At 42.6% G+C, this 21,806-nt stretch carries 15 protein-coding genes; 12 read left to right on the forward strand and 3 right to left on the reverse strand.

Going from position 1 to position 21,806, the window contains the following annotated elements:
• Positions 1 to 233 precede the first annotated feature (233 nt).
• The 3 genes from LDO37_RS23265 (at position 234) to LDO37_RS23275 (ending at position 4,672) form a co-directional block, all read left to right on the forward strand.
• Positions 234 to 1,574, forward strand: coding sequence for an MFS transporter (locus LDO37_RS23265; RefSeq protein WP_126609940.1), 1,341 nt, complete (start codon positions 234 to 236; stop codon positions 1,572 to 1,574).
• Between the two features lie 143 nt (positions 1,575 to 1,717).
• Positions 1,718 to 3,256, forward strand: a complete 1,539-nt coding sequence (gene pyk, locus LDO37_RS23270) for a pyruvate kinase (protein WP_126609939.1) — start codon at positions 1,718 to 1,720, stop codon at positions 3,254 to 3,256.
• A gap of 330 nt (positions 3,257 to 3,586) precedes the next feature.
• Positions 3,587 to 4,672 (forward strand): ketoacyl-ACP synthase III, encoded by a 1,086-nt coding sequence (locus tag LDO37_RS23275; RefSeq protein ID WP_126609938.1) that lies wholly within the window; start codon positions 3,587 to 3,589, stop codon positions 4,670 to 4,672.
• A 116-nt stretch (positions 4,673 to 4,788) separates the two neighbouring features.
• Here the strand turns inward: LDO37_RS23275 and LDO37_RS23280 are convergent, their stop codons facing one another.
• Positions 4,789 to 5,709, reverse strand: coding sequence for an aminoimidazole riboside kinase (locus tag LDO37_RS23280; protein WP_126609937.1), 921 nt, complete (start codon positions 5,707 to 5,709; stop codon positions 4,789 to 4,791).
• A gap of 469 nt (positions 5,710 to 6,178) precedes the next feature.
• Here LDO37_RS23280 and LDO37_RS23285 point away from each other — a divergent pair, with 469 nt between their 5' ends.
• The 3 genes from LDO37_RS23285 (at position 6,179) to LDO37_RS23295 (ending at position 10,934) form a co-directional block, all read left to right on the forward strand.
• Complete coding sequence (locus LDO37_RS23285) at positions 6,179 to 6,472, forward strand: ArsR/SmtB family transcription factor (protein ID WP_224055909.1); 294 nt, start codon at positions 6,179 to 6,181, stop codon at positions 6,470 to 6,472.
• A 110-nt stretch (positions 6,473 to 6,582) separates the two neighbouring features.
• A complete protein-coding gene (locus LDO37_RS23290; protein ID WP_224055910.1) occupies positions 6,583 to 9,894 on the forward strand; it encodes an efflux RND transporter permease subunit in 3,312 nt (1,103 codons plus the stop codon).
• Positions 9,891 to 10,934 (forward strand): efflux RND transporter periplasmic adaptor subunit, encoded by a 1,044-nt coding sequence (locus LDO37_RS23295; RefSeq protein WP_126607481.1) that lies wholly within the window; start codon positions 9,891 to 9,893, stop codon positions 10,932 to 10,934. The genes LDO37_RS23290 and LDO37_RS23295 overlap by 4 nt, the downstream gene beginning before the upstream one ends.
• A 65-nt stretch (positions 10,935 to 10,999) precedes the next feature.
• Here the strand turns inward: LDO37_RS23295 and LDO37_RS23300 are convergent, their stop codons facing one another.
• Complete coding sequence (locus LDO37_RS23300) at positions 11,000 to 11,743, reverse strand: 5-oxoprolinase subunit PxpA (protein WP_126607482.1); 744 nt, start codon at positions 11,741 to 11,743, stop codon at positions 11,000 to 11,002.
• Between the two features lie 243 nt (positions 11,744 to 11,986).
• Here LDO37_RS23300 and galE point away from each other — a divergent pair, with 243 nt between their 5' ends.
• From galE to LDO37_RS23330, 6 genes are all read left to right on the forward strand, one after another.
• The gene (galE, locus tag LDO37_RS23305; protein ID WP_126607485.1) at positions 11,987 to 13,000 is read left to right on the forward strand and encodes a UDP-glucose 4-epimerase GalE; all 1,014 of its coding nucleotides are present in this window, start codon (positions 11,987 to 11,989) and stop codon (positions 12,998 to 13,000) included.
• 541 nt (positions 13,001 to 13,541) lie between these two features.
• Positions 13,542 to 14,453: a TonB-dependent receptor plug domain-containing protein gene (locus LDO37_RS23310; RefSeq protein WP_126608237.1), complete on the forward strand. Its 912-nt coding sequence runs from the start codon at positions 13,542 to 13,544 to the stop codon at positions 14,451 to 14,453.
• A gap of 70 nt (positions 14,454 to 14,523) precedes the next feature.
• Positions 14,524 to 15,638 (forward strand): IS3 family transposase gene (locus tag LDO37_RS23315; RefSeq protein ID WP_224056084.1). Its coding sequence is split into 2 segments (ribosomal slippage): positions 14,524 to 14,776 and positions 14,776 to 15,638, totalling 1,116 coding nucleotides; the frame shifts between segments, so codons are not numbered across the junction.
• Positions 15,639 to 15,663: 25 nt separating this feature from the next.
• A complete protein-coding gene (locus tag LDO37_RS23320; RefSeq protein WP_185829824.1) occupies positions 15,664 to 16,728 on the forward strand; it encodes a TonB-dependent receptor plug domain-containing protein in 1,065 nt (354 codons plus the stop codon).
• 24 nt (positions 16,729 to 16,752) lie between these two features.
• A complete protein-coding gene (locus LDO37_RS23325) occupies positions 16,753 to 17,886 on the forward strand; it encodes an HmuY family protein (RefSeq protein WP_126608163.1) in 1,134 nt (377 codons plus the stop codon).
• Positions 17,887 to 18,019: 133 nt separating this feature from the next.
• Positions 18,020 to 18,952, forward strand: coding sequence for a LysR family transcriptional regulator (locus LDO37_RS23330; protein ID WP_126608164.1), 933 nt, complete (start codon positions 18,020 to 18,022; stop codon positions 18,950 to 18,952).
• Here LDO37_RS23330 and LDO37_RS23335 read toward each other — a convergent pair.
• On the reverse strand, positions 18,904 to 21,585 hold the full coding sequence (locus LDO37_RS23335) for a bifunctional acetate--CoA ligase family protein/GNAT family N-acetyltransferase (RefSeq protein WP_126608165.1): 2,682 nt from the start codon (positions 21,583 to 21,585) through the stop codon (positions 18,904 to 18,906). The genes LDO37_RS23330 and LDO37_RS23335 overlap by 49 nt on opposite strands.
• Between the last annotated feature and the right edge of the window lie 221 nt (positions 21,586 to 21,806).

Here is a 21,806-nt window from a genome sequence, read left to right on the forward strand (position 1 = left end):
AAAATAACTAACCTCGGACTTTGAGTCAGAATTGACGCGATGTTTGTGAGAATTTTATCAGCAAATTCTGACTTTCATCGTTCGAAATACCCAATTCTGACTCGTGACAGGTTGACAAATGTGTCAAAACTGCCTCAAATACCGTTTTTTGAGCCTAAATAATAATTTCTCGATGATTGCCCCGTTAACAGAACTTTGTCTGAAATGACAATTCACATTGAACGGAGCGCAATATGCTTAACATTTTTAAAACTCGACCAGACCAGCCTTTGTTGGATGGCTCTAAAGAGGAAATGCAAACTCGCTTTAAGCGGTATCAATGGCAAGTATTCCTTGGATTAGTATTCGGCTACGCTGTTTTTTATGTCGTTCGAATGTCTCTTGGTGTCGTTAAGAAGCCTATGTTAGATGCTGGGATCGTCTCTATTGAAGAGCTGGGTATTATGGGATCGGCGTTCTTCTTTACATATGCGATAGGTAAATTTTCAAACGGCTTCCTTTCTGACTACGCCAACATCGGCCGATTTATGTCGTTCTCATTACTCCTTTCGGGGCTTACCGCCATCGTAATGGGGCTAAACACAACGGCGTTTTTCTTTGTACTTTTATGGGGCTTAAACGGTTGGTTCCAATCCGTAGGTTCGGCTCCATCATGTGTTTCTCTTTTCCAATGGTTTTCACCTAAGCAACGTGGTAGCCGGTACTCTGTTTGGGGTGGTTCGCGTAATATAGGTGAAGGTATAACTTGGATTCTTACCGCCACCTTAGTGAGTTACTTGGGTTGGAGAGCAGGCTTTATTGGTGCTGGTATTACTGCCATTGCAGCAGCACTTTGCATGTTCTTTGCGCTAAAGGATCGTCCGCAAACCTATGGTCTTCCTGATGCTGCTACGGCTTTTGATGAAGAGCCAGAAATCAAAAAAGCAAATGACCCAAAAGAAACGCGTAAAGCCCAGTTATTTATTCTCAAGCAACCCACTGTTTGGCTCATCGCAGCGGCTTGTGCGGCAATGTATATTTCTCGCTATGCCATGTCTTCTTGGGCTGTTTTGTATCTTCAAGAGAGCAAAGGTTACTCATTGATAGACGCTGGTTTTGCGATGTCTACTTACCCGATCGCAGGTCTAGCCGGCGCCATTCTTTCGGGAATTGTGTCTGACAAAGTCTTTAACGCTAACCGCCACATTCCAACTCTGCTTTACGGAATCGCGAATATTGCCGGCATGTGCTTGATGTTCTTTGGACCAGATAACCGCATAGTCGATGCTGTTGCACTAGGGTTGATTGGCTTTGCCATTGGCGGCTTAGTGGTTTTCCTTGCCGGGCTAACTGCTTGTGACCTGATGCCTAAAAACGCGGTAGGCGCGGTTAAAGGGTTCATTGGCTTGTTCTCTTATATTGCAGCATCTGGTCAAGAACTGGTGTCCGCATCACTGATTAAGATCGAAGAAGTTAATGGCGTGAAAACTTACGACTTTAGCCAAGCTCAATATTTTTGGTTAGCTGCTGGTGTTGTATCGCTCATTCTTGCATTAACTGTTTGGAATGCGAAAAAAGTAACCGATATTGATTAACCATCAAATTAGGGGCTGGCTGAAAGTTCAGCCTCTATCTCTTCATACTTTTGTTTATACCCAAGTTTTCCAGTCATTTACGTCAGCTATAGGCAATTTGGGTATAGATGAATTTTAAACTACGCAATAACAGGATCTTATCCATGTGCAAAACAAAAATTGTAGCAACGTTAGGACCAGCAAGCCAAAGTCGAGAAGTGATCATTGAGTTGCTAAAGGCTGGCGTCAATGTGGTTCGGCTGAACTTTTCCCATGGCTCTGCCGAACAGCATATTCAAACTGCTGAACTTGTTAGGGAAATCGCATCAGATCTGCACCTTAACGTAGGCGTGTTAGTGGATCTCCAGGGGCCGAAGATCCGCATCGCCAGTTTTAGCGATCAAGGCGTTTACTTAGAAGAAGGACAAACATTTTATCTAGATGCTCAGCATCCAGATGACAGAGGGAATAAAGATAGGGTGGGTCTAGATTATCCAGAGCTGATTAAGGATCTCAAAGTTGGTCATACTTTATTGCTCGATGATGGACGCATTCAACTCAAGGTAGTGGAACTAGACGTTGAAGGTAAGTGGGCTAAAACCGAAGTGTTAAACCAAGGAAAGCTAACCAATAGAAAAGGGATTAACTTACTGGGTGGGGGCTTGTCTGCACCAGCTCTTACCGACAAAGATAAACAGGATATTTTCGCTGCCGCAAGCTTAAATGCGGACTTCATAGCTGTTTCATTCCCACGTAACGGTAAAGACATTCACTATGCGCGTGAACTGGTTCAACAGGCAGGTTGTAATGCGCATATTGTCGCGAAGGTTGAACGTGCAGAAATTGTCGAAAGTGACGAAAACATGGACGACGTTATTTCCGCATCAGACATCATAATGGTCGCACGAGGCGACTTAGGTGTCGAAATTGGCGATGCGAGATTACCCAACATTCAAAAACGTCTGATTAAGCGTGCAAAGTTAGCTGGGAAGCCTGTTATTACAGCGACTCAAATGATGGAGTCGATGATTGAAAACCCGACGCCAACCAGAGCAGAAGTATTAGATGTAGCAAACGCTGTTATGGATGGGACAGATGCCGTTATGCTTTCTGCGGAATCTGCAGCGGGGAAATACCCTGTCGAAGCCGTAAAATCCATGGTCAGGATTGCAGCAGGCGCTGAACAAGATCCTTATGAGCTTCTTAACCATTGGGACGAATTGGAACACCTGTGCAAGCGTGTTAATCAAAACCAGAATAACACAGGCATGGTTTCTAGTTGCCAGACAAAAATTGATCCAAACAAGAGCTTCGCAATATCGTCAATGATATCCGCTTCGAATAGTAACCAAGCATTGGGCGTCGTTATACTAACCAAAGATGGTCAAACACCGTTATTGATGTCCCGGTGTATGGCGAATTCATTCGTTTGGGCTCTGTCGGATAACCTTGCTTTGCTACGTAAGCTCTCAATTTTACGCGGCGTGGTCCCCGTCGCTTTCGATACTTCTAATCTAAAACACAACGCACTCAATGAAGGAATAGTAGAGCTCTTAGCGGATCGCGCGCTGTCGCTAGGAATTGACTCTTTGCTTGTTGCACAACTCGAAGGCATCGAAAATGCGGGGGCGATAAATGCATGTTGGCTAATGGCGATTAAAAACAAAAAAAGCAACAAAGAAAATGAAGAGTTGGTTGCATAGCAACCCGCTGTGTTGATGAAAGTGTAGGGCTTTCTTCAACTTACTTTTGCGCATTGTATGGTTTCCCCCTAGAGGCTCAGTTGCACGCGCAATCGATTATCAAGATGAATTATCTTGAATGACACCCTTGCTCCACAAGGTTTGACCCGTCTATTGGCGGGTCTTTTTTATTGGCATGGTGTATTTATATGGTTTACTTAGTGTTTAAAACAAATTCCATAGTCAGAAAAGTTTACAGATTGATGAATTTATATATGCTGAGTATATAGTCAAAGTGAAACCCGTTTATTTGGGTAAAAGCCATAAAAATAAAATCATAGGTGAAATAGCATGCAATCGAATTTTGCAGAAATTACCGGCTGGGGTAAGTGTCTACCTCCTGCCAAGCTCTCCAACCAAGATCTTAGTACCTTTTTAGAAACCTCAGACGAGTGGATTAAAACAAGAACAGGTATTGAAGAACGTCGAATTAGCCATGTAAATACCTCCGATCTTGCCACTGTGGCAGCACAAAGAGCCATAGCGTGCGCAGGCATAGAGCCAAAAGACATTGATTGTTTAATTGTCGCGACTTGTTCACCTGATACGTTGATCCCCAATATTGCCTCCAAGGTGCAAGCTAATTTAGGGATTCAAAGTTGTGCTTCTTTTGATATGAATGCTGCTTGTACTGGCTTTGTATATGGTCTTGAAACCGCAACAAGGCTGATTCAAGCAGGAAATTACCAGCATGCACTTGTTATTGGCGCTGAGCGCTTAACATTCTATTTAGATTGGACTCAGCGAGATACAGCGGTTCTATTTGGTGATGGTGCAGGTGCTGTTGTTCTTAGCAAAACCACGGAGCCCGTTGGCTTACAACAAGCACAGTTAGGTTGTGATGCAGAAGGGCGAGATATTCTGTCTGTACCAAAGTACGGCACAGCAATGGATCGCTTTGCGGCAGATAATGGTTATTGGAGTTTTGAATTCGTTGGAAAGGAAATATTTAAACGCGCTGTTAGGGGAATGGGTGCAGCCGCACAAACTGTGCTGAATCGCTCTAACTTAAGCACAGGCGATATAGATTTGGTGGTTCCTCATCAGGCTAATGTCCGGATTATTCAAACCCTGTGTGATCATGCTGAAATCGACCAGAAGAAAGCTTTCATCAATATTCATAAATACGGCAACACATCTGCAGCTACCGTTCCTATTGCGCTATGCGAAGCGGTTGAAGAAGGCAGAGTAAAACCAGGAAGTGATATTCTTACGGCTGCTTTCGGTGCGGGTCTTACATGGGGAGCTGGGCACATAAAGTGGGGTGACAGGGTAACACCAATAAGTCAATCCGATGCTGAATTACCTGCAACAGACAAAAACGCACTTGAGCTATTAGAAAGTGCTATCGAGCATTGCAAGTCTCGCCATAAGTGAGGCATCAAATATCACTTATAAAGAGCCACTTAGGTGGCTCTTTTCTTAAGGTTAACCAAAAGGTAAACGTTTCACATAGCTAAAACGTTACGCTTAGCTAGGAGTTGAATCAGCGATCACTTAATAAATTCATCAAGTGCGTCTATCGTTGGCAACGCAGTCATCGCGCCCTTTTGAGTCGTGGCGAGTGCTCCGCAGCCATTTGCCCAGCTAACGGCTTGAGCAATATTGTCCTGTTTATTCCAATCTTTGCTCTTAGCGAGATAGGTAAGTAACCCACCAACAAATGCGTCACCAGCGCCTGTAGTATCAACAGGGGAAACGACTTTTCCTGTAATCATAGTTTGTCTTTTTTCATGGACGACTAATGCGCCTTTTGCACCTTGGGTTACGATAACCAGCGGTAAGTTAAGGTGTTCTAAGCTCTCTAAGCCCTTATCTATTGAATTGGTGTTTGTTAGATAAAACAATTCATCATCCGAAAACTTAACGACATCGGACAACTCTATTGCTTTTATTACGGTCGGAATAATATCGTCTTGATTTGCCCAAACTTCGTGGCGCAAGTTCGGATCAAAACTTACATGACCACCGGCTTTCTTAACACGTTGCATTGCTAGTAAAGTGGTACTTCTAGCGGGTTCGTTTGCAAGCGCGATCGAGCAAATATGAAGCCATTCTCCCGGCTGGAAATGGGGTATGTCTTCGGGTTGTGTAAACTGGTCTGCACTAGGGCGGACCATAAACGTAAAGGTTCTTTCACCTGAGTCATCCAGTTCAACTACGACGGTAGATGTACGTTGGTTTTGGTCTTTCTTTACTAAACTATTATCGACATTTTCTTCAGTTAGTGTTTGCTTGAGAAATCCACCAAAAGGGTCGTCGCCGACTCGTCCAAAAAATGCACTTTGACCACCGAGTCGAGCGATGGCTACTGCAACGTTTGCTGGCGCTCCTCCGGGGCATTTTAGGTATGTACTGTCCGTATCCGGAATCAAATCTACTACCGCATCTCCGGTCACCCAAACTCTATTCATTATCTATTCCTTTAAACAACTCATAATCAAACTTAACCAACAAGCTCATACAACTCAAGAACTAGCCTCATTTGGGCACAAAGAGCGTGAGCAAACTGAATTTAACCCTGTTGTAAAAAGTAAGGGGGGACAAAAAGTCTGTAAAGTGCTGTTTTGTATATATTTGGCGCAGAATCTACGATTGCTGATTTTCAATATCACTGGACGGATATTTGAATAATATAGATAGGCTATTGATTGTTATATCTATTCCATTGCAATGACTGAGTCTGCGCGCACATATTTGAAAGTGATCTCTTTTCTGACTAGTGCTGCTTAAAAAAGCTTACTTATAAGTGACTTTCTAAACAAAATGGCGTTCCATGTAATTCCTTTTTAGAACTTATGCTAATTAAGTATGTCCTTATATTGACTAATTCATATTAATTAGTAAAATCTAAATTAGATTGTGTTGAATCGAGAGGTGTCGATGAGTCTCCAACAAATGAAAACGAGCTCGGTGGAAGTAGCAGAAATTCTAAGAGTAATGTCGCATCCGGAACGCCTTTTGGTTCTTTGTCAGTTAGTCGATGGTGAAATAGGAGCAGGGCAGTTACAAAGCAGCTCTACACTTAGTCAGTCTGCTTTTTCACAGCACCTAACTGTTTTAAGAAAAAACAATCTGGTGAGCGTAAGGAAGGAGTCTCAACAAGTTTTCTATTCACTCGCGGATAAGCGAATAGAAAAATTGATTCATAACTTACACGACATTTTCTGCTCGTAAGCTCATTTTCGTCGTATCTAGATAAATTTTCACTAAAGCTTGGGTTAACAGACCCTAAACATTTACGCGCCTAGCGCGGGTTTTATGACGTGTATAAAAAGGAACTGGTAATGAGGTCTGCTTCCAATAAAGGGTTTGTTCATTCTGTAATGAACAGTTATTTCCCTCCGATACTCATCATTTTTGCACTAATTATTGGCGGTACGGCTCTATGGCTCACACCGAAAGAGGAAGATCCACAAATCGTTGTGCCAATGGCAGACGTTTTGATTGAAGCGCCTGGGTTAAGTGCTAAACAAGTTGAAAAGCAAGTAACAGAACCTTTAGAGAAGTTACTTAGCCAAATCGATGGTGTGGAATACGTTTACTCGACATCCATGGAAAACAAAGCACAAGTGATTGTTCGTTTCTACGTGGGTGAGAATCGAGAAAACGCTTTGGTAAAGCTTTATAACAAACTCTATTCAAACCAAGATATTGTCCCATCATCGGTTGCGAGCTGGGTGGTAAAGCCTGTAGAGATAGATGATGTACCCATAGTGGTCGCGGCTCTGTATTCCACTGATCAAGATCAGCTAGGAACATTCGAGTTAAAACGTATTGCCACTCAGGCTACGCAAAGGCTGAAGTCTTTAGATGATACGAACGTTGTAAAAGTAACCGGAGGTCAGTCTAGAGTTGTTGAGGTCAAATTAGACGCTTCAGCAATGGCAAGTCGAAAAACCACTATTGATGACTTACAGAGTGCTTTTCGTTTAAGTCATGCTAAACAAAGTGCGGGTACTTTCCATCAACTAGGGGAGGTTTACTATCTTGAGTCGGGGCAGTTCTTTAGCAGTGCTGATGAACTAGGCAGCTTAGTTGTTAACGTGATTGACGGAAAACCTGTCTATTTGAGAGACGTTGCCATTATCAATGACGGACCAGAAGAACCCACTACCGATACGTGGATTCAATATGGGACTACTGATGATACTTTCTATCCAGCCGTGTTTATTTCCGTCGCTAAGCAAAATGGTTCCAATGCGGTAAGTGTGGCTAATGAGATTATTGAGGAGTTGAATTTACTCAAGTCGACGCAATTCCCTGAAGCCGTCCAAATTGACATCATTAGAAATTATGGGGAAACGGCAAATGACAAAGTTGGCGACCTAGTTTCGAGCCTTGGAATCTCAATTATTACGGTCGTCGTATTTGTTGGATTATTTTTAAATTGGCGAAGTGCACTAGTCGTAGGGATAGCCATACCGATAAGTTATGGTGCGGCGTTAGGAATGGATTTAGCGTTTGGTTACTCAATAAACCGAGTCACACTTTTTGCATTAATCTTAGCGCTCGGCCTTATTGTTGATGACCCAATTGCCAGTATAGACAACATAGAAAGGTATCTGAAACGTAAAGATCTATCGCGTACCAAAGCGATTGTATTGGCGATGGGGGAAATACGCTCAGCGCTTCTTATGTCAACCGTGGCTATCGTCATTGTGTTTACCCCAATGTTTTTCATAACAGGGATGATGGGGCCTTATATGGCACCGCTTGCCTTTAATGTGCCTGTTTCAGTGATATTCAGCACCATCGTTGCCTTCATGATCACACCTTGGCTTGCAAGAAAGATTTTAAGAACGGCAGCACAAAGAGGGGTGTATCAATTAGAAACAACCTTGCTTTATCGCGGTTATAACAAGTTGATGACACCTATATTGTTATCTAAAAAGAACAGTTGGGTGTTTTTAGGCTTGGTTGCAACCCTGTTTATTGGCGCTGCGTTATTACCCGCCTTGCGTCTCGTTCCGCTAAAGCTTTTACCTTACGACAATAAAAATGAATTCCAACTGATTGTAAACATGCCTGAATCGACGAGCTTTGTGAGCACATCAAATGCACTGCGTGAATTCTCTGACTACTTGATTCAGCAGCCAGAGGTTAAATCGGTTTCTGGTTTCGCTGGGTTAGCGTCGCCCATGGATTTTAATGGCATGGTTAGGCACTATTTTATGAGAGAGATGCCGTACCAAGGCGAACTTAGAATTGTCTTAGTTGATAAAGATAAGCGCAGTCAGCAGTCGCACCAAATCGTTACGCGAGTTAGGGCGGACATGGAAGCCATTGCTGATCGATTCGACGCTTCAATCCAACTGGTTGAAGTCCCGCCAGGTCCGCCTGTTATCGCCACACTAACAGCAGAAGTATATGGAGAAGAGACAACTTCATACGAAAGGTTACAAAGCGAAGCTCAGAAAGTAGCGGCTCGTTTGAAACAAGAACCGTTTGTTTCAGAAGTCGATACCAGTATTCAAGGGAAAATAGAGATCTGGCAATTTGTTGTTGATAGGGAAAAAGCGGCGCTTTCTGGCATCTCAGTTAGCGATATCAACCAAACTATTGTTGCTGCCAATCAGGGACTGTCCCTAGCGAATCTTAAAATGGAACGAGAAATCGAACCACTTACTGTGGTTATACGATTACCGGAATCCCAGCGAGATAGCCTTAATAATTTGCTTTCATTATATGTTCGGGGTCAAGCAGGGATCAGTAAACAAAACGTGAATGGCAGCCTTGAAGATTCACCACAGCCCCTCGTTCAACTTTCAGAGTTAGGGCATTTTGAGAAAAGATCGAAAGATCAGCCGATCTACCATAAAAACTTAAAGCCAGTCGTTTATGTCTACGCTGAAGCAGCGGGAAGAGTGCCAGGTGAAATTATTGCTGACGTTATTTCCGATGAGGGTAGGAAGCCCTCTGAGGAATCACGTGAATTGTCCGAGAGACATTATCTTTCGAACGGTGGTCATCAGGGGTGGTCAGTAAGTGAAGGGACCAATGTGGTATGGAGTGGCGAAGGAGAATGGAAAATCACCGTCGACGTATTCCGAGATTTGGGGATTGCCTATGGCGCTGCATTATTAGGTGTATTCATCATAATGCTTATTCAAACGGGGCTACCAGCAGTCTCTGGGATAATCATGCTTGCGATACCCCTTACCGTGATAGGCATTATGCCTGGCTTTTGGTTCCTAAATGCAATGAGTGACGATATCAATGGTTACCCAGATCCTGCTCTGTTTACTGCAACAGCTATGATCGGAATGATCGCGTTAGCGGGTATCGTGGTTCGAAATTCACTTGTTCTTATCGAATTCATTCAGCAATCCTTGGCTCAAGGTAAAGAACTTAAACAATCTTTGATTGAGTCTGGTGCTGTCAGGCTTCGACCGATACTACTTACTGCTGGTACAACACTACTAGGAAATGTAGTGATAACGCTGGATCCTATTTTTAACGGTCTTGCATGGGCAGTCATATTTGGAATAACCGCTTCCACAGTCTTTACGTTACTTGTTATCCCAGTCGTGTATCACCTAGCGTATTCAAATGTAAAAGGGCATGGTTTGCCAGTTAATAACGGAGAAGAGATATGAGATCGTCAAAACTTCTACTTGGAACGAGTTTGTTTGCGATACTCGTCGTTTTGTTTATTTATATGGCTGGTGGATTTTCCGAAAAAGTCAGTGTGAAACCAGTACAAAATGAGGTAACCGCCGACTTCAATACCGTTGTAGTAAAGTACACTGAAGAGCCTCAATTACGAGAGTTTACAGGCACAGTGATTGCCGACCAGCAAGGGCAGCTTTCAGCCAGAGTTACCGCTAAAGTGGTTGAAATAACAAGTGATATTGGTGACGTTGTAACTAAGGATGAGGTATTGATACGTCTTGAAAGCGATGATTTGGACGCAAGAGTTAAACAAGCAGAGCAACGTTTGTCTTCCGCTCAAGCTTCAATGAATGCAGCCTCTAAAGAGTATCAGCGGGTATCAGAGTTAGTGAAGAAGAAGCTATTGCCTCAGTCAGAATTTGACCGCATAGAATCACAACTAGAGTCTGCCAAAGCTTCGTTTAAGCAGAGCCAAGCGGCGTTAAAAGAAGCACAAACCACATTTGATTATAGTGTTATTAGAGCACCTTTTGACGGTGTTATAACCACTAAAGCCGTCGGGGTTGGTGATACCGCAATAATCGGGGCACCTCTTATGACTCTATATAACCCCCAATCATTACAGTTGGAAGTGAATGTTTCTGAATCTCTGATAAGTAGAGTAAAGCTTGGTACTGAACTCCAGCTTGAATTGCCCACATCACATTATGAAGGTAAAGCTAATGTAGTCGAAATATCACCTTCCGCTGACCAATCTTCACGGAGCTTTGTAGTGAAGCTTGCGCTATCAAATAACCCATCGATATATCCGGGTGTGTATGGAAAGGTTTTCGTATTTAGCCACAAAACCCGTGTTCTAAGTGTTCCGGAAAATGCTCTATATCAAGTTGGTCAACTTGATTACGTAAAAGTATATGAAGAAGGTAAATTGAAGACCCAATTGGTTCAACTTGGGCAAGGAACGCAGGTGAGAAAAGGGCTGAAAGAAGGGGATTCGGTAGTCATAAACCCATTGGGGCGATAACGCCTCTATCTCCATCATACGAGGTTCATTGGCTTCCGGTGATCCTCGCTTTTTCTATATAAATCTTATAATGATTGTAAACCCTGCGCGATACGCTGAACTACGGCAATCGATTCCGGATTGTCACCGTGCACACAAATCGTATCTGCTTCAATTTGAATAGCGTTACCATTTTCGCTAGTGATACTTCCGTACTTTGCAAGCTGCATAACCTGATAGAAAATATCTTCTTCCTTATGATGAACAGCGTTTGGTTTGCTTCTAGGTACTAAAAGTCCGTTATCTTGATATGCCCTATCTGCAAAAGCTTCAAATAGCAGCGGTACATTAAATTGATCCGCTAAATCTAGATAACGCGTATTGTCGCTAGACGCTAAAATCATCACTGGAAGGGAAAAGTTTTCAGCGGCAGCTAAAATACCAATGAACACATTTTCATTCTGCATCATGTCGTTATACAAAGCACCATGAGGTTTTATGTAGTCAAGATGCACGTCATTAAGTGAAGCGAGTGATTTTAATGCACCCACTTGGTACACGATAGAGTGTACTATTTGGTCTTGCGTCATTGGGATGGTGCGACGCCCGAATCCAATGAGATCGTGATAACCCGGATGAGCACCAACTTTAACCGAATGGCTCCTTGCGAGCTTCAGTGTTTTAGACATAACATCTGGGTCTGAAGCGTGAAACCCACAGGCGATGTTCGCCATATCGACCCAGGGCATGACGTCTTCATCAAGCCCTTTACTCCATGATCCAAAGCTTTCGCCCATGTCGCAATTCAGTTTTAACCTTTCCTTGGTCATGTCGTGTATATCTCCTATTTTTAAATATAAGAATAATGGGGTTTAAGTGAGTTGAGAAGTCATTAGGGTCTGTTGGACATTTTCTAATGCTACTTGGGTATAAACGTCAGTATCACTTTAACGAACAAAACAAAAAAAACTTGGAAGAATTTTCTATCAAATCCAGTTACTTTGAATTTTGAGACTACTAATCTGAGTTTATCGAAAGTAGAATGACGTCAATCTCACCATTTAGGAATAATGATGAAAGTACTTGTTACTGGTGGCATGGGCTATATCGGCAGCCACACTTGCATTCAAATGATAGAAGCTGGGATGACACCAGTTATTCTAGACAACTTGTACAACAGTAAATCCAGTGTATTAGATAGGATTGAAAAAGTTTCTGGGACTAGACCTGTGTTTGTAGAAGGCGATATCCGAAACAAAGCATTGTTAGTCGAAACCATGAAAGCACATGAGCTTGAAGCGTGTATTCATTTTGCGGGGCTTAAAGCAGTTGGTGAATCTGTTGAAAAGCCCTTGGAATACTATGATAACAACGTTCATGGAACTCTAGTTCTTGTTGAAGCTATGCGCGAAGCGAACGTGAAAACATTGGTATTCAGTTCTTCTGCTACTGTCTATGGTGACCCAGCATCTGTTCCGATTACAGAGGACTTCCCAACCAGTGCGACCAACCCATATGGTCGGAGTAAGCTCATGGTAGAGGAGTGCCTAACCGATTTTCAAAAGGCAAACCCAGATTGGAGCATTACACTGTTGCGATACTTCAATCCCGTTGGTTCACATCCGACTGGTGACCTCGGTGAAGACCCGCAAGGCATTCCTAACAATTTGATGCCTTTTGTTTCTCAAGTTGCAGTAGGTCGCCGAGAGTTTTTATCCGTTTTTGGCAGTGATTACCCAACAAAAGACGGAACTGGCGTACGTGACTACATTCATGTAATGGACTTAGCTGACGGACACCTTGCTGCATTGAATACCGTTGGCAGTAAAAACGGGCTACATATCTATAACTTAGGTACTGGTAACGGGTACAGCGTGATAGATATGGTGAAAGCTTTTGAAAAAGCCAGTGGCAAAGATATCCCTTATAAATTAGTCGACCGTAGACCGGGTGATATAGCAGAATGTTGGGCTGACCCTAAGAAAGCCACTGACGAACTTGGCTGGAAAGCCGAGCGTTCTTTAGATTTAATGACTGAAGATACGTGGCGTTGGCAGTCACAAAACCCAGAAGGGTATTCAGACTAACAAATTTAACAAAAGGAGCGATTTCGCTCCTTTTTTGATCTGAATCGATATTTTTCGTAAAAATCTCGTTAAGGGCTTTCGCTCAATCCATAACCTGTTAGAATACCCGCGTTGCTTAATTTTGAGCGTTAAAAAACATTTTCTTAACGCAGTAAGCAACAATTCTGTAATTCAATTTTCAGGGGACACCGATGGAGCTAGCGCTTATCATCACTTTCATCGTTGCAGCTGCTGTAATGGTTAAGAAAGAGATGGCAGAAAACAAATAATCTCGAAATATTTCAGTCACTTTTTGATTACTTTTTAGAAATTTTCGAACTTGTAAAAATCCAGCCTTTGCTGGATTTTTTGTTTTTATGTGGTATCTGCTGCTTTCCCCGGTTTTATATAAACCTCCTCACCTAATCAATCCCCATTTTTCATGACTTGTCGGTATATTTTACAATTTCCTTATTGATATTGATAACGACTATCATTAAGATTCGCACAAATTAAAACTACAGTACAGCATTCGCTTGCTTACGCCTAAGGAAGATTTCGTGTGAAAGCTTTATCAACTCGTTTATTGCCATACATCTCCGTTGCAATTGTTTCTGGTTACGCAACTGCTAACACAAAAACACCAGAAATTATGGTTGTTACTGGAACAAAAACGGAAAGGGCTCTTCTCGATACTCCAGTACGTACAGAGGTTATTACAGAAGTAGATTTAGAGCGTAATCATGCTAGAAGCCTAGAAGAAGCCTTACGATTTGTTCCAGGTGTTCAACTTGTTGACCGACATGGAAAAGGTGGGAAAGAGGTAATACTTCAAGGGGTCGACGGTCAACGAGTATTAGTTTTAGTTGATGGACTTCCAACTAGCCCTACGTCGGGTACAGCGACAGATGTGAGTAAAATCGCGGTTGCCGGAGTTAAACAAATTGAAATTGTAAAAGGTGCTGTATCCGCGCTTTATGGGTCTAATGCAATGGGGGGTGTAATTAACATCATAACCAAAAGACCGTTTAACAAGAGTAATGAGTTTAAATTAACTTTAGATGCAGGAACCTATGGTGAGCATAATGTTCGGGACTTTCCGATCAACGATGGTCATGCAAATCTATACGCCCTTTATAGTGAAGACAATTGGTATCTTCAATTTGTCGGTGACTCTCGTAACATGGGGGGAGTTGATCTCGACAAGGGTACTTTTAACTTTGAGGACTATGCAGGCTCACGATCAAATATATCGTTGACAGCAGGATTGAGAACATCAGATACAGGTTTAGTTGAAATTAAACCAACTTTGTATCAAGAAGATATATACAGGCATTACGAAACGTTTTCTCCAGGTGTTGGTGAAAAGCAAATGTCTAAAGTAGAAAAATCTACAAGGTATGATCTGTCTGTCCGGTATGAAGATCAGTTTGCAGATGATGTACTTTTATCTGCTTACTACATGCTAATGTAATCATCCCCTAAACTAGGGACATTTAGAATTAGAGTTCTTCGGTTTAAACTAAACCAAATGGAGAACACTGATGAAAAAATCACGCTATACAGAAACGCAAATCGTCAAGATTCTGAAAGAAGTTGAGGCTGGCAGGTTGGTCAAAGAGGTCTGCCGAGAGTATGGCATATCAGATGCCACTTACTACAACTGGAAGTCCAAGTACGGCGGCATGGAAGCCTCAGACGTGAAGCGACTGAAGGAGCTTGAGGATGAAAACCGACGCCTGAAGCAAATGTTTGCTGAACTGAGCCTCGACCATAAAATCCTTAAGGATATCGTCGAAAAAAAGCTGTAAAGCCCACGATTCGGCGAGAGTGGGTGGATTACGTCAATAATTGTCACTGTGTGAGTCTGCGTAGGGCTTGTCGTTTAGTCGGCATCAGTGACTCGGTCTATCGGTATCGACCAGATAAGCACCGAGATGCCCCTGTGATTGCCGCCTTGCAAGAAGCCGTTGAACGTTATCCTGCATATGGTTTTGGCATGTTATTCAAAGTGCTTAAGCGATGGGGGTATCGCTGGAACCACAAACGAGTGCATCGACTCTACTGCGAACTGAAGTTGAATAAGCGCCGTCGTGGAAAGAAGCGGCTACCAACAAGAGAGCCTGCCCCTCTCTGTGTGCCAGAAACGTTCAATCAATGTTGGTCAATGGATTTCATGAGCGATTCACTGATGTGTGGTAGACGCTTCAGGACGTTCAATGTTGTTATCGATGACTTTAACCGTGAAGTGCTGGCCATTGAAATTGACTTGAATCTTCCCGCTCAAAGAGTTGTTCGCGTGTTGGAACGCATCGTCGCCTGGCGAGGTTATCCGAGTCAGTTACGTATGGATAACGGTCCAGAGTTTATCTCAACGGCTTTAGCTGAATGGGCGGAACAACATGACATACAACTCGAATTCATACAGCCAGGCAAGCCCACACAAAACTCGTTTGTTGAAAGGTTCAACCGGACCTATCGAGATGAAATACTCAACATGTATGTGTTCAGAACGTTAAAAGAGGTACGTGAGCTAACAGAAAACTGGGTTCGAGAATACAACGATGAACGTCCCCACAGCTCGCTGGGTGACCTGACCCCTTGGGAATATCTTGCTAAGTTGAAATTGCCGGAAGACTCTAATTTAGGGTGTCACTAAAAAAGGGATGTTTACACTAAGAGCTATGGATGAATCCACTCATCAGGATGACCTTAGCACTATTTATTATGACCAAACACGTGAGGCTCAATCCGTTACTCACCAAGCTGAAATTCAAGTTGACGCTCCAATTGGCGAATCGCAAGTTCTGACCGTAGGACTTCTATCAAGTGTTGATACTTTAGAACAAAAAAACAATGGGACAATAGAGGTAGATAAAGCTAAGAGTCAACGCCATGAGTTTTACGTACAAGACGATATCTTTATTACAGACAACTTGGAATTGTTACCTGGCTTTAGAGTACAAAATGATGCTGACTTTGGCGTTAAATTTACCCCAAAACTAAATGCACTTTACACTCCAGCACATTTCAATGAGAAAAACCTAAAAATACGAGCAGGCGTAGGTTCAGGGTATCGAGTCCCCAATTTAAAAGAACGTTTTTATGAGTTTGACCATAGCGCAATAGGTTACAAAGTACTAGGAAATAAAGAGTTAACCCCTGAGTCTTCTGTTAGTTACCAATTAGGAGCTGAGTGGAACCTTCACCAAAATGTTAATGCTCATATCAATCTATTTAGAAATGATATTAAAGATCTTATTGCAACTGATTTGAATAAAGAAAAATCAAGATCAGACCTAAAAATCTACGAATACACCAACTATCAAAAAGTTAAAACACAAGGTGTAGAAAGTGCGCTTAACTTTACACTCTCTCAAGTTCTATCTGGAGAATTTGCATACAACTATTTAGAAGCAAGAGATTTATTAACAGATACAGTTATCCCCGATAGACCGAAGCACACATATATTGCTTCTTTAAACTATCTAATCCCCTTGTTGAAAACTGAAGTCTCTTTGAGTGGAAAGTATCAATCAAGTGAATTTAAAGATTCAGACAATACCATCACTTCTCCTGCACATACTTCCGCAGATTTGAAACTCAATACTGAAATCAATAACCAATTTAAAATATTTTTTGGAATCAATAACCTAACTGACAACGTAAGGAATACACCTTCTAATGGGTTGGATAATCGACCAACAAAAGGAAGGTATTTCTACGCGGGTTTACAGATTAAAGGTTAATTCTCTTAGTTAAGGACAAATAAAATGAGTAAGTTAAAAATTAGCGCTCTTGCATTAGCGATAACATCGGGTCTTTTGGCTGGATGTAATGGCAATTCCGATAGTTCTAATGCACCAACAACCAAGCAACCTACTTCTTCAAAAGCGACAGTGCTCGATGTAGATGCAAGCCAAGGTGCAAAAACTACCGTCGACCTATATTCCAACGCCATTGTGACTGATGACACATGGCAAGTGGCATATCAGAAATACGTCGGATTTTCGACAAATGGTGGTGTATCTGGAAATGGGAAAATTTCGGCATGTGCTGCACATAATTACAGCGATATTTTTGATTCGGATTCTAAACCTGTAGAAAGTGAGTTTAAGAAACTTACTATTACATCAACGCTTCAAGACTTTGAAAAAGTCAATTTGTCTAACTGTAATGACAGTGACTTCATAACAGACAATATAAAAACCCAAATTAAAACTGAAGATTGGCTGAATGCTGACTACAGTACCGGTGCTCCTGTATTTACAGCAAAAGCAGGTAATGGTTGGATAATTCGTACAGATTCGGGTAGCGACTATGCGCGTGTATCAGTTAAGTCAGTCACCGTAGTATTTGGCGCGTCCCCAAGCAGAAAGCTTGTATTTACAACCGAACTTTGGGATAGCAATGCGAAAAACTTCCAAACTGGCGTAGATAAAGAAATAGACTTCACAAACGAGCAAGTTTTCTTTGACGCAAATACTAATGCTATCGTTACTGAGAATGATAACTGGGATTTAAGCGTAAAAGTAGAAGGGCGTGATTACCCAATTCAAGTGAATGGTGGTGTTTCTGGTAGTGGCAAAGCAGCTGTAGGGACGCTAACAGTAGCAAATGCTGCTGCTGTTACGGATCCTGAATCTACAGGATCTACGGAGCAAGTTTATCGTTACTATAGTGATTTAGCGTCAGGTGCCTTAACTAAACCCGGTAACTATGGACCATTACAGTATAATGTCGGTGGAAAACACCAAATGTGGCCAACTTTTACTACTTATATTGTTAAAGACGAAAAAGAAGCCACACCAAGATATTTCAAGTTTCAAGTTATTGGCAACAAAGGGCGTACAGGTTCTTTGACGTCGGGTAACCTTGTCTTCAGATATCAAGAAATTACTGAGTAATTTGTAATTGAATAAGCCCTCGTTGATTCGGGGGCTTTTTATATACTAAAGTCAACATTTTGAAAAACTCAAGCACAGGTTGACTATTTGTATAGAATGTCGGTATAGAGGAATTAAAACCAGAGAGAACCCCTTGAATAGCCCAATTACCCTAGAAGCCTTACATATTCTTGATGCCATTGACAGAAGAGGTAGCTTCGCCGCCGCCGCAAATGAGCTTAACCGAGCACCATCTTCCCTTAGTTATCAGATTCAAAAACTGGAACAGGATCTCGATTTAGTTATCTTTGACCGGTCAGGACACAAAGCGACGTTTACTCACGCGGGTAAGTTGCTGCTGGAACGAGGTCGAATGCTTTTAAGCGCGGCAGAAGATATGGTATCGGATGCAAACGTGCTTGCACACGGATGGGAATTGGATTTAACGATCGCTCACGATGGTATTGTTCCTGTAAACACATTTTTCCCGTTGGTTGAGCACTTGGGAGCGGTCAGTAAAACACGCGTTAAGCTACAAGAAGAAATTTTAGCTGGTTGTTGGGAATCGCTTGCTTACGATCGCGCGGATCTTCTTATCTGCCCGAAACCAGATACTTACCCGCAGGATGTAAAAGCAGAGCCAATTGGCGAGATGTCGATGACTTGGGTAGCGGCTTACGATCATTATATACATCAGAGAAAAGGCGAGTTCGATAACGATTCACGCAGCCATTATCGCGCAATTGTGATCGCAGATACTGCAAGAGAAGCACCAGCGCTGAGCCGAAATATTTTGGATGAACAACCTAGATTAACGGTAACAAGTTTCCACGCAAAAGTGGAAGCGTTGACTGCTGGGCTCGGTATTGGAACCATTCCAACCCATATAGCGAAAGAGATGATCGACAAGAAGCTTCTAAGAAAAATAGAAGGGACTGAAGACGCCCCTGTTGAAATTGTGCTCGCTTGGCGAAGAAATAAAATGGGTAAAAGTAAATCTTGGTGTATTCAATACATTAAGAAAAACTGGAAAGTGGACTACTCGTTTAAAGGAAGCCTCATATCGGCAATGCCGTCTTCAAACTGAATATCCAATTCAAACCCCATTTTCTGAGCTAGCATGATCATGCCACGATTCGTCGGCATGGTCATACCGGACATCTGTTTGGTTCCTCTATCTTTACAATATCTTATCAGCTTATCCATTAATACTCGCCCGAGCCCACACCCTTTGAGATCAGAGCGCACTAAGATAGCGAATTCGGCATCGAAGTTTTCTGGGTCAGAGAGTACTCTTGCTACGCCAATGATTCGTTTCTTGCCTTCATGATATTGTTGAGCAACAAATGCCATTTCCCTATCAAAATCTATCTGAGTGAAGTTAGCTAATGCCTCGTGATTAAACTCACCGACATCACTGAAGAATCGCTTGTAGAGATCATCTTTCGAAACGTTTGAGATGAACTCAGCGTGATCGGGCTCGTCTTCAGGCAGGATAGGGCGTAGCAAAACATTGCTGTTATCTTTTAACACTACATGTTCTTCGTGTTCGATTGGATAAGGGCGAATAGCAAGACGTTGGTGAGAATCGCCTTCGAACTCTTCGATAGTCAAATCCGCATCCAAGATTGTAAAATCTTCACCGTTAGCGAGTACTGGATGTATATCCAGTTCTTTGATTTGAGGGCAATCTATTACCATTTGCGAAATACGCACTAGAAATTCACTAAGCCCGTCGACGCTCATCGGGTTTGGGAGTTGTTGAACTCTGAGCTTGTTTCTTTTAATTGCTCGAACGATAAGATAGCGAGCAAGGGTCATATTCAAAGGTGGAATTGCAGCTGTGGCATCCATTGCCTCATTCCATTCAGAACCGCCTTCACCCAACAGTATGACAGGGCCAAAGGTTGGGTCTGATTTGACTTTGATTCTGATTTCTTGAGCGCCAGCCCGGTTGGCCATGCCTTGTATCAATAAGCCCTGTATACGAGCACTCGGGTAAGTAAGAGAAACCCGATCCAGAATAGATTGCGCTGCCGAAGCAACCTCGACGCTGTTTCTTAAATTAAGCATAACTCCCTGCACATCAGACTTGTGAGCGATGTCGGGTGAACGAAGTTTAACAGCAACGGGATAGCCGATGTTCTCTGCAATATGTACAGCTTCGGATGGGTCGCTTGCGAGCCAAGTTGGTAAGGCATTGAATTTGTATTGTTTTAGTAAGAAATCTATTTGGTGGGTATCCAAATGTGTGTTTCCATCGGATAACTGGTTATTTATCCAGTCCCTCGCAAGATCAACATCATTGTGCTCAATTTGACCCGCTGAAGCAGGTGTTTCCATTAATTGTTTTTGATTACGCCTGTATTCGACTAGGTGCATGAATGCGGTAACGGCACTTTCCGGTGTTCTGTACGTTGGAATTCCGGCTTGTGTAAAAAGCTGACGCGCATCTTTTGTGCTTTGTTCGCCACACCAATTGGTTAAAATGTTAAAACGCCTGGCGTTGGGGTGTTTTTTGACGCAATCGATAATGGCTTGCGCTGTCTCGGTTGAATGCGCAACAGCAGATGGACTGTGCATTATCAACAACGCATCGAATTCATCTCCGTCCATTAACGTACCAATTGTGTCAACGTATCTTTGGCTATTGGCGTCACCAATCATATCAATAGGGTTACAGCCAGACCAACTCGCGGGCAGTAGGCTAGAGAGTTTGTTAGTTGTATCGTTACTCAATTCCGCTAACTTACCACCTTTATCCATTAGGGTATCGATAGCCATAATCGCGGGACCACCTCCATTTGTAACAATGGCTAGGCGCTCGCCTCGAAGGGGAACAGAATGAGTCAGTGTTTCTACTGCTGCGAACAGTTCGTGGGTGTTTTTTACTCTCAGCATACCAGAGCGCTGTATCGCTGCGTCATATATAACATCCAAGCTGGGAATACTGCCTGTATGTAATGTTGCAGCTTTTTGCCCTGCAATCGAGCGACCACCCTTTAAAACGAGTATTCGGCGATTTCGGCTTGCTGCTCGAGCGGCAGACATAAAACGTCTTGCGTCTTTAATGCTGTCTATGTAAAGCAATATTGCTTCGGTTTTACTGTCTGTACAAAGTGTGTCGAGTAGTTCATCGAAATCGACATCCGATCCATTACCAATTGAGATAAATGCAGAAAACCCAATCTGCTTGTCATTTGCCCAGTCCAAAACCGTGGTACAAACAGCGGCGGATTGAGAAATAAAAGCGATTTTCCCGGGAAGGGCCGTAACAGGAGAAAAAGAAGCATTGAAACTGTGCCAGGGTAGGATCAAACCCAAGCTATTAGGTCCGAGAATTCTTACGTTGTAACGTCTGGCTAACTCAACACATTTCTTTTCAAAAGAGTCACCATTTTGATCGAGACTGTGCATATCAGACGAAAGAATGACCACTGCGCCAACACCTTTCCTCGCTATTTGTTCAAACAGCTCTACGTTTCGGGATGCATGTGTACACAAAATTGCTAGGTCAGGAATGATTGGCAGAGATTCGACAGTCGGATAGGCCAATACGCCACATACAGATTTGTATTTAGGGGACACTGGCATAATTGCTCCCTGAAATCCCCCTTGGAGCAAATTGTTCATTACGATGTAGCCAGCCCGCGTTGGTGACTGTGAAGCACCTATAACCGCAACAGATGTTGGACTGAGAAGCTTATTTAACCGATTCATCAACGCTCCATAAAATACATAAAAACAATTTCGCAAGCATCTTACTAGTATATACCGATACTATCCGTGGTTTCAGGTTTCAACACGAAAATCTGAAGCTAACTTATTGAGTTGTATTAGTATAAGTGTAAGCAATTTAAGCTATCGTATAGATAGATTTCAGTATGTGATCTATAACAGTGTTTGGTGTCGTTCGTTCCATGTTGTTCGCAAAAAAACTA

This window comes from Vibrio penaeicida, from assembly GCF_019977755.1.
Classification (GTDB): Bacteria; Pseudomonadota; Gammaproteobacteria; order Enterobacterales; family Vibrionaceae; genus Vibrio; species Vibrio penaeicida.

Bases quoted from the DNA above. Each gene is read 5' to 3' on its own strand.
- LDO37_RS23280 (WP_126609937.1), bottom strand. From the start codon at position 5,709: ATGAATAGAGTTTGGGTGACCGGAGATGCGGTAGTAGATTTGATTCCG.
- LDO37_RS23295 (WP_126607481.1), top strand. From the start codon at position 9,891: ATGAGATCGTCAAAACTTCTACTTGGAACGAGTTTGTTTGCGATACTC.
- pyk (WP_126609939.1), top strand. From the start codon at position 1,718: ATGTGCAAAACAAAAATTGTAGCAACGTTAGGACCAGCAAGCCAAAGT.
- LDO37_RS23265 (WP_126609940.1), top strand. From the start codon at position 234: ATGCTTAACATTTTTAAAACTCGACCAGACCAGCCTTTGTTGGATGGC.
- LDO37_RS23285 (WP_224055909.1), top strand. From the start codon at position 6,179: ATGAGTCTCCAACAAATGAAAACGAGCTCGGTGGAAGTAGCAGAAATT.
- LDO37_RS23300 (WP_126607482.1), bottom strand. From the start codon at position 11,743: ATGACCAAGGAAAGGTTAAAACTGAATTGCGACATGGGCGAAAGCTTT.
- LDO37_RS23275 (WP_126609938.1), top strand. From the start codon at position 3,587: ATGCAATCGAATTTTGCAGAAATTACCGGCTGGGGTAAGTGTCTACCT.
- galE (WP_126607485.1), top strand. From the start codon at position 11,987: ATGAAAGTACTTGTTACTGGTGGCATGGGCTATATCGGCAGCCACACT.
- LDO37_RS23290 (WP_224055910.1), top strand. From the start codon at position 6,583: ATGAGGTCTGCTTCCAATAAAGGGTTTGTTCATTCTGTAATGAACAGT.
- LDO37_RS23320 (WP_185829824.1), top strand. From the start codon at position 15,664: ATGGATGAATCCACTCATCAGGATGACCTTAGCACTATTTATTATGAC.
- LDO37_RS23335 (WP_126608165.1), bottom strand. From the start codon at position 21,585: ATGAATCGGTTAAATAAGCTTCTCAGTCCAACATCTGTTGCGGTTATA.
- LDO37_RS23325 (WP_126608163.1), top strand. From the start codon at position 16,753: ATGAGTAAGTTAAAAATTAGCGCTCTTGCATTAGCGATAACATCGGGT.